Below are 8879 nucleotides of genomic sequence, written 5' to 3'. Positions count from 1 at the left end.
TGTTTGCTAGCATATTGCTTGCTTGTTAAATCATGTTGTTGTCTTGAATTGAATCAAGACATACTACACATTTGGTTTGTCTTACTTTGTTCAGTTTTCAAAGGTCTACTTGTTTGCCTTGCAGCAACTTTTATATCATACCAAAGTTCTGATTTGATGTCAACTCTTTTTTTGAAGAAGTTGAAGTTTTTTTCTGCTTGGCTGTTGCCACACTTGTTTCATAACAACTGTTTTAGTTTATCAATTTTTTTGTTATTTGTCAACAACTTTTTCGTTGATTCTAAAAGTTTTTTTGTTTCTCTTAGTTGTTATTCTATAAGATGTTTGACGCATCTCAGCGACATGTAATAATATACCAAGTTTCTCTTCTCAGGTCAATCGAAAAATGACTTTTTTCTCAACTTTTTTTCATTACCGATTGTTTATTGATTTTATTATTGTATTGTTCGCATTTCCATCGGTTTCACGCGCTCTCTTTCTTGATTTTGTTCGATAGATTAAACGGTAAGACCTAAATGAGAAATAGAAAAAGGATGAACCTCTCATGTTTCAAGAAGGCTCATCCTTTTATTCACTGTCGATTAACGCATTGTTGGGAACAGAAGAACATCTCTGATTGATTGTGCATCTGTTAATAGCATCACTAGACGGTCAATACCAATTCCCAGTCCCCCGGTTGGCGGCAAACCATATTCTAATGCCTCGATAAAGTCCTCATCTACGCCATGAGCCTCATCGTTTCCTTGTGCCCGTTCTTTTTCCTGATCTTCAAAACGTTCTCTTTGATCGATCGGGTCATTTAATTCTGTAAAGGCATTAGCAAATTCTTTTCCTACAATAAAGAGCTCGAAACGATCTGTAAAACGAGGATCTTCCGGATTTTTCTTCGCTAATGGTGATACTTCTACAGGATGACCATAGATGAATGTTGGCTGCTGCAATGTTTCTTCTACATGTGTCTCGAAGAATTCATTCAAAATGTGCCCAACTGTCATATTATCGTTAATTTCTACATTATGCTCTTTTGCAAATGCTCTTGCCTCTTCAACTGTCATTTCCTTCCAGAAATCCACACCTGTTTGAACTTTGATTGCATCAACCATGTGAACACGACTGAATTCGCTGCCCAAGTCTACTTCTGTTCCATCATAACTGATTGTTGTTGTTTTCAACACTTTCTCAGCTGCATTACGGATGATGCCTTCAGTTAAATCCATCACATCTTTATAATCTGTATATGCAGTGTATGCTTCAAGCATTGTAAATTCGGGGTTATGTGTTGTATCAATTCCTTCATTACGGAATACACGCCCGATTTCATAAACTTTTTCCATTCCGCCAACTACTAATCGTTTCAGATGCAGCTCCAACGCAATGCGCAGATACAAATCGATATCCAATGCATTATGATGCGTGATGAACGGACGTGCAGCTGCTCCGCCGGCTTCGTTATGCAGAACCGGTGTTTCAACTTCTACATATCCCTGACCATCAAGATATCTGCGAATTTCACTGATGATTTGGCTTCGTTTCATAAAACGATCAAAGCTTTCTTTATTACTAATCAAATCTAAGTAACGCTGACGGTAACGCTGCTCGATATTCGTTAATCCATGATATTTATCAGGAAGAGGGCGTAACGCTTTTGTTAAAAGTACGATTGTTTTCGCTTTTACTGTTACTTCCCCTGTGTCTGTTTTCATGATTTGACCTGTCACACCAAAGAAATCACCTAAATCTGCGTGCTTGAAAATTTCATAAGCTTCATCGCCTACTTGATCCTTCCGCACATATATTTGAATTTGTCCATCACGATCCTGCAGGTGGGCGAAACCGGCTTTCCCTTTCCCACGCTTCGTCATCATACGGCCAGCTACACTGGCTGACAATTCTTTTTCATTTAATTCTTCTTTTGTTTGCTCGTCAAATGTCTCGTGTAATTCAGCAGAATTATGTGTACGGTCAAAACGTTTACCGAATGGATCAATTCCTTCTTCGCGTAGTTTTTCCATCTTTTCACGTCGCACCAACATTTGGTCATTCAAATCTGCGACTTGCGATTGTTGTTCTTCAGCCACTCTTTTTCCTCCATTCTTAAATAAACATATACTTAATAATGCCATAGTGATTCTAAAAAAAGCAAGCCGAATCTGAAATTCGGCTTGAAATAATTATTGATGTATTTACTATCCGATTCTTCTGTATAAAAAGAATTATTTTCAACTCATTTATGACTAGAGAAATCCCATACTTTTTTACTTGTTCAGCAGGCTCCTTCTAGATGACTTCTTCGATTTCGTCAGAAGAAGCTTTTCCTACAAAGCTGTCCATCAAATCAACAATCTCTTTTTGCGTATTCGCTTGATTGATTGCTACTTTTACCTTTGCAGCTCGTGGAATCCCTTTTAAATAGTAAGAAGCATGTTGACGGAATTCTCTTGCCGCTACAAACTCTCCCTTCAGGTCTACCAAACGTTGCAAATGAACCTTCGCTGTTTCAACCTTATCAAATGGAGTTGGCTCAGGAATTAATTCTCCAGTTTCTAAATAGTGTTGGGTTCTATGAATCATCCATGGGTTCCCCAATGCAGCTCGACCAATCATGACGCCATCAGCGCCAACATAATCAAGCATTCTTTTAGCATCCTCCGGAGTTCGTACATCCCCATTTCCCATAAACGGAATGGTTAAATGACTTTTTACTTCCTTTAAGATATCCCAATTGGCTTTGCCTTCATACATTTGGACACGCGTACGACCATGCATTGCGATTGCTGCTGCGCCGCCCTTTTCTGCTGCCAATGCATTTTCAACTGCAAATACATGTTCGTCATCCCAGCCAATACGCATTTTTACTGTTACCGGCATATCAACTGCTGAGGTTACAGCATGCACCATCTCATGTACTTTATTTGGATCAAGCAGCCATTTGGCCCCCGCTTCTGCTTTAATCACCTTATTCACAGGACAGCCCATGTTGATATCAATGATATCTGCTTCTGTGTGCTCCTGGACAAATTGAGCAGCCTCCACCAATGTATCTTTATCACCGCCAAAAATCTGCAAGCTCAACGGATGCTCCCGTTCATCAATATACAGCATTTCCAAAGTTTTCTTATTTCTAAAATGAATGCCCTTGTCACTAATCATTTCACAAACGACTAGTCCGGCACCAAATTCCTTTACAGTTACCCGAAAAGCGGCATTCGTAATCCCAGCCATGGGAGCAACGACTACTCGATTCGGAATCTCTACATCTCCTATTTTCCACATCGTCATTCTTCACGACCTTTTAATGTATTTGTTAACGCTTCTTCTCTCAGCTCGATTAAATCATCTTCACTGTATTGATACTTATTCCCACAAAATTGACAAACTGCCTCTGCGCCATGATCTTCTTCAATCATCGCATTGATTTCATCTAACCCTACTGCAATAATCGCTGTGCCAAATTTTTCTTTTGAACAATCACACTTAAACTGTACAGGCATTTTCTCAAGGATTTCCACTTCCCCTTCGCCTAACAAGCGCTCTAAGATTTGTTCAGGCGCTTCGCCGTCTTCCAACAGGCGCGAAACCATCGGAACTTCCAATAAGCGTTTTTCAATAAAATCAATGGTTTCTTCATTGGCTCCCGGCATTACTTGAATCATAAAACCACCCGCAGCCTTCACTGTATCATCTGTGTCTACCAGTACACTCAAGCCAATAGCAGATGGTGTCTGTTCAGAAACGGTCATAAAGTAGGTAAAGTCTTCACCAATCTCACCAGAAACAATTGGTGTTTGTCCGGAGAATGTTTCCTTTAACCCTAAGTCCTTTATCACTGTAAACACGCCGGTATCTCCCACAGCGCCACGAACATCTATTTTTCCGCTGTCGTTCAGCTTCAAACTAACATGAGGATTCTTGATGTAGCCTTTGACATCACCGCTGCCATTGCTGTCAACAATAATGGCCCCAGCAGGACCGTTCCCTTGAACTTTTACGGTTAGCTTGTCTTCACCCTTTAATGTTGCGCCAAGTAATAATCCGCCCACCATCGTTCTTCCCAAAGCAGCAGTAGATGAACTCCATGTATCGTGCCGTTGCTGTGCTTCAGCAATTGTATTTGTTGCACAAAGAGCATAAGCTCTTATCGTTCCTTTATAGCAAAGTGCTTTTACTAAATAATCTTCCATTTTCGTTTTTCCTCTTCTTCCGTGCTTTTTCACTCATTATCAGATAATACTAGGAAATCGCTGTTTTTTCAACTAAATAATTCTGACACCTATGATTCGTTCCTTCTATGTAAAAGTAATTACTGCTTATTTAAGCTATCTACCCTACAAGGATAGAAAAACAGTTGCGGAAAGCTGTTTCCGCAACTGTTTAGTGTTCTTATTTGTAACGATCGTCAAAGTTCTCACGGTCGTAGTCAGAATCCTCTTTAGAAGAGTCCTCATCTTTTTTCTCTAGCTGAACTTTCTTTTCTGTATCAGTCGCTTCTGTCTTTACTTCTTCCGCTTCTGATTCAAGTTCTTGTTTGACTTCATCGAAGTTTTGTTTTTCTTCGGCTTGTTTTTGTGCATCTTTTTCTTCTAATGCACGTTTAGCCTCTTCGAAAGTCTGTGCCTTTTCACTTGGGAATTCACTACCGCTTCCAGCAGGCATTTCACCAGTTTCAAATAGAGATTTGATTGCTTTTGCATCCAGTGTTTCATATTCTAAAAGCATTTCAGCAATCAGTTTATGTTTATCACGGTGCGTTTCAATAATCTCACGTGCTTTCGCATGTGCCTCCATCAGTAAGTTACGAACTTCCTGATCGATTTCGAATGCTACTTGCTCAGAATAAGCTTTTGTTTGTCCGTAATCACGGCCGACAAAGACTTGATGGTTTCCTTCATATTGAACTGGTCCAAGCTTATCACTCATTCCATATTCAGTGACCATGCTGCGGGCTAATCCAGTAGCCTGTTCAAAGTCATTAGAAGCTCCGGTAGACTGAACACCAAAGACGATTTCTTCAGCAGTACGTCCGCCCAGTAAACCAACTAATTGTTCGAACATGTCTTCCTTCGTCATTAGGAATTGATCTTCTTTTGGTAAAGCGATCATGTATCCGCCAGCGCGACCACGAGGGATAATCGTTACTTTATGAACGACACGTGCACGGCTTAATACTAAACCAACGATTGTATGTCCAGCTTCATGGTAAGCAACCATTTCACGTTCTTTCTTATTGATTACACGGTCTCTCTTAGCAGGACCTGCAATCACACGATCTTCTGCTTCGTCAATATCGGAAGCATCAATCTTCTTCTTGTTTCTTCTGGCAGCAACTAATGCCGCTTCGTTCAAGACGTTTTCCAAATCAGCACCGGCAAAACCTGGTGTCTGTTGAGCAACGACTTTCAAATCAACATCATCTGCCAACGGTTTGTTACACGCATGAACTTTCAGAATTGCTTCACGACCCTTAACATCTGGGCGTCCAACCAAAATCTGACGGTCAAAACGTCCCGGACGAAGTAACGCTGCATCCAAAACATCTGAACGGTTTGTTGCGGCAATAACGATAACACCCTCATTCCCATCGAAACCATCCATTTCAACCAGCAATTGGTTCAATGTTTGTTCACGTTCATCGTGACCGCCACCCATTCCGGCGCCACGTTGACGACCAACGGCATCGATTTCATCAATAAAGATGATAGAAGGTGCGTTTTTCTTCGCTGTTTCAAAGAGGTCACGGACACGGCTCGCACCGACACCGACAAACATCTCTACGAACTCAGAACCTGAAATAGAATAGAACGGTACGCCTGCTTCACCGGCTACGGCTTTGGCAAGTAATGTTTTACCTGTTCCCGGAGGTCCTTCTAACAATACACCTGCAGGGATACGTGCACCCAGCTCTACGAAACGACGCGGATCTTTCAAGAATTCAACAACTTCAACAAGTTCTTGTTTCTCTTCTTCAGCACCGGCTACATCCGTAAAACGAACACGGCTGGCTGTCTTATCGGCTTCCTTCGCTTTGGACTTGCCAAAGTTCATCACTCGGCCGCCGCCACCGCCACCGCCGCCTTGCTGCCCCATCATCATGTAGAACATGAAGAAAAGCAATATGATTGGCAAGAAGCTGAAGATTAAGGAAATCCACGTGCCGCTTGTTGACTGTTCTTTTACAGAAATCTTCACTTCGTTACTCTGTGCTGTATTCTGTATTTCTGTCAGTGTTGTATCACTTGGCAGAACAATAGTAGAGAATTTCTTCGTTGTAACACCTGAATTTCCCCAAAGAGACAGTCCGCTTTCATTTTCGATTTTTTGTTCTTTTTTGTACTCCCCGACAATTTTGAATACGCCATTTGTCGGTTGGATTGTCATTGTTTTGATCTCGCCTTTATCAAGCTGCTCTTTAAAAGTAGAGTATTCGATATCAGGAGACTGGGAGCTGTTGTTTCCGAAAATAAAGCTTCCAACCATGATCATCGCTAAAATGACTAATACATAATATAGGCCATTTCTCATGCCGCCACCTTTTTTATTCATGCCTGTCCTCCTAGCTTGTTTAAACTATTCACATTTTTTTGTCTTATCAATTCTGACCTTTATATTGTAACATAACTATTTCAAAGAGAGATATTATTTTGATTCATACACTTCCGGTTTTAATACACCCACATAAGGAAGGTTACGATATGATTCTGCGTAGTCTAATCCATAACCTACAACAAACTCATTGGGAATGTTAAATCCAACGTAGTCTGCATCGATATCTACAACACGACCTTCAGGCTTATCCAAAAATGTCACGATTTTTACAGAAGCTGCTTTTCTATATTTGAACAGGTCAACAAGGTAAGCAAGTGTCCGTCCACTATCAATGATATCCTCAACAATCAAGATGTGACGTCCCTCTACGTTTGTATCCAAATCCTTCACGATTTTCACTTCTCCGGAAGAAACAGTCGCATTCCCATAGCTGGAAACAGCCATGAAATCCATTTCCAAATAAGTGTCAATTTCACGCACGATATCTGCAAGAAAAGGAACTGCGCCTTTTAAAATCCCAATAACAAGAGGGCTTTTTTCTTTATAGTCCTCTGTCAGTTTTTTTCCAAGCTCAGCAGTTTTTTCAGCAATCTGTTCTTTTGTTATCAAAATGTTTTTAATATCTTTCTCTAGCATGATGCTCTCCTCTCAAGTTTACTCCTTCGTTTTATAAAGGAGTCTGTAGTGTATTTTATCAGTTTCTGCAGGAATACTCAAATGGGAATTTGCAAACTTCGGCACCCAGATGATCCTGTTATGATTCGTCAAAATGACCCATGCTTGTTCCCTTGAAGAATTCGGTATTTTCTTATCGATGAATAACCGATTAAGACGCTTTGTCAAAGTTGGCGTAAGAGCAATCCGATCACCATCTTTTCGGTGTCGAATGTGAAGCGGCAACCCGGTTTCTACAGAAATCCACCGTTCTGCTTCTGCCCAATGTTCAATTTCTTCGGGTACTGCGACTGGTTGATCTAAACTGCTCAGACCAAGCCATTCTGTTTCCGATAAAAATATCCCTTCACCAACAGTCAACGTAAATGCATCTGCTGCTATTTCTGTCGGCCGTATCAGAAGCGCTCGATCATACTCTTTTATAAACCGCCAACCTTTTTCCAGCATTACCGTTTTCTGCGGCGCCGCTTGTGCAAGGATAGCAGACAGTGCTTCGAATTGTTCCTGATTAATCATTATTTTTTCCTTAATCAATGTTTCCTGTAAAAAAAACTGCAAAAAAAAGTATTGAAAGCTGTGGCTTTCTTTCGTCAGCGCGGATAACTCAAGCTGCCAACCGTCAGCGACCTTCGTTACCCATGTATCATAACGAACGCTAATTGTTTCTCGTATGAGCTCATCCGCCAAGCTTATTTGTTGGCTGAATGCTGCAGCGTGTTTGAGGAATTTGGTGTTTTCTTCTTTTAAGTATGGGATGACATGGTGACGTATCCGATTTCTAAAATACAAATCTGAATGATTTGAGCTATCTTCAAAATACACAATATTTTGCTGTTTGGCGAACACTTTCAGTTCATCTTTAGAAAAAATCAATAAAGGTCGAACGAGTCTTCCCGAACCAAAGCTCTGCTCTGCTTTGATTCCTGAATAATTCCTCAATATACTTCCTCTTGTCAACCGCATAAGAATCGTCTCGGCCTGATCATCCAAATGATGGGCGGTCATAAGAACAGTAAAGGAATGCTCTTTCATTATTTGTTTAAAAAAAGCGTACCTGAACTCTCTGGCCTTCACTTCAATCCCTTTGGTTGTTTGACTTTCCAACCAGCGCTCAGAATAAAAGGGCAATTCATTCTCTCGACAAAAGTTTTCTAAGTAGCGTTCCTCCTCCTCAGATTCCATTCTCAGCTGATGGTTGATGTGGGCAATTCCGATGATGCAGCCTGTTTGTTTAGCAACCTCATGCATTAGATGAAGGAGAACCATCGAGTCAATCCCACCCGAGACCCCCAACAGGATTTTATCTTCCTTAGACCAATATTTTCTTTGTTCACCTAACTGAAAAAATTCTTGCAGCATCTTTTTCACCTCCAATTCTATTGTGCCTGTGATGGAAAACGTTCGTCTATTCAGATTGGCACTAACAAGTTGTACTGATGCCCAGACAGTTCTCCCGCTACATCGCTTGTCCTTTAACAGCTTTGCTTTTACGCTAAACCTTATCTTTGCGCCTCTATCTGCACTTCTATTTTGAATTCCTTTGTGCAGCTGTCTCTGCTTTCCATTTATCTTCGATTCTATGTAAGCTGTTCGGAACGAGTACAACTATTTTTTGAGAAACTCAAAAGACCGGGAGTTTGCTTTCCCGGCCTTGAATCATT

Annotated in this window: 6 protein-coding genes; all 6 read right to left on the bottom strand. The window is 40.8% G+C overall.

Features of this window, described 5'->3' with window-relative positions; genetic code table 11:
* Positions 1-581: 581 nt before the first annotated feature.
* Positions 582-2078 (bottom strand): lysine--tRNA ligase, encoded by a 1497-nt coding sequence (lysS, locus tag IW510_RS16645; RefSeq protein ID WP_202061580.1) that lies wholly within the window; start codon positions 2076-2078, stop codon positions 582-584.
* A 199-nt stretch (positions 2079-2277) separates the two neighbouring features.
* Positions 2278-3273, bottom strand: coding sequence for a tRNA dihydrouridine synthase DusB (gene dusB, locus IW510_RS16640; protein WP_202061578.1), 996 nt, complete (start codon positions 3271-3273; stop codon positions 2278-2280).
* A 2-nt stretch (positions 3274-3275) separates the two neighbouring features.
* The gene (hslO, locus tag IW510_RS16635; protein WP_202061577.1) at positions 3276-4181 is read right to left on the bottom strand and encodes an Hsp33 family molecular chaperone HslO; all 906 of its coding nucleotides are present in this window, start codon (positions 4179-4181) and stop codon (positions 3276-3278) included.
* 199 nt (positions 4182-4380) lie between these two features.
* On the bottom strand, positions 4381-6540 hold the full coding sequence (ftsH, locus tag IW510_RS16630; protein WP_202061576.1) for an ATP-dependent zinc metalloprotease FtsH: 2160 nt from the start codon (positions 6538-6540) through the stop codon (positions 4381-4383).
* A 93-nt stretch (positions 6541-6633) separates the two neighbouring features.
* On the bottom strand, positions 6634-7179 hold the full coding sequence (gene hpt / locus IW510_RS16625) for a hypoxanthine phosphoribosyltransferase (RefSeq protein ID WP_202061575.1): 546 nt from the start codon (positions 7177-7179) through the stop codon (positions 6634-6636).
* 18 nt (positions 7180-7197) lie between these two features.
* Complete coding sequence (gene tilS, locus IW510_RS16620; protein ID WP_202061573.1) at positions 7198-8577, bottom strand: tRNA lysidine(34) synthetase TilS; 1380 nt, start codon at positions 8575-8577, stop codon at positions 7198-7200.
* Positions 8578-8879 lie beyond the last annotated feature (302 nt).

The sequence above is a fragment of the Enterococcus sp. BWR-S5 genome (assembly GCF_016745255.1).
In the GTDB taxonomy this organism is placed as follows: domain Bacteria; phylum Bacillota; class Bacilli; order Lactobacillales; family Enterococcaceae; genus Enterococcus_L.
Note: the sequence above shows the minus strand (reverse complement) of the source record. Positions and strands in the feature narration are given on the sequence as shown.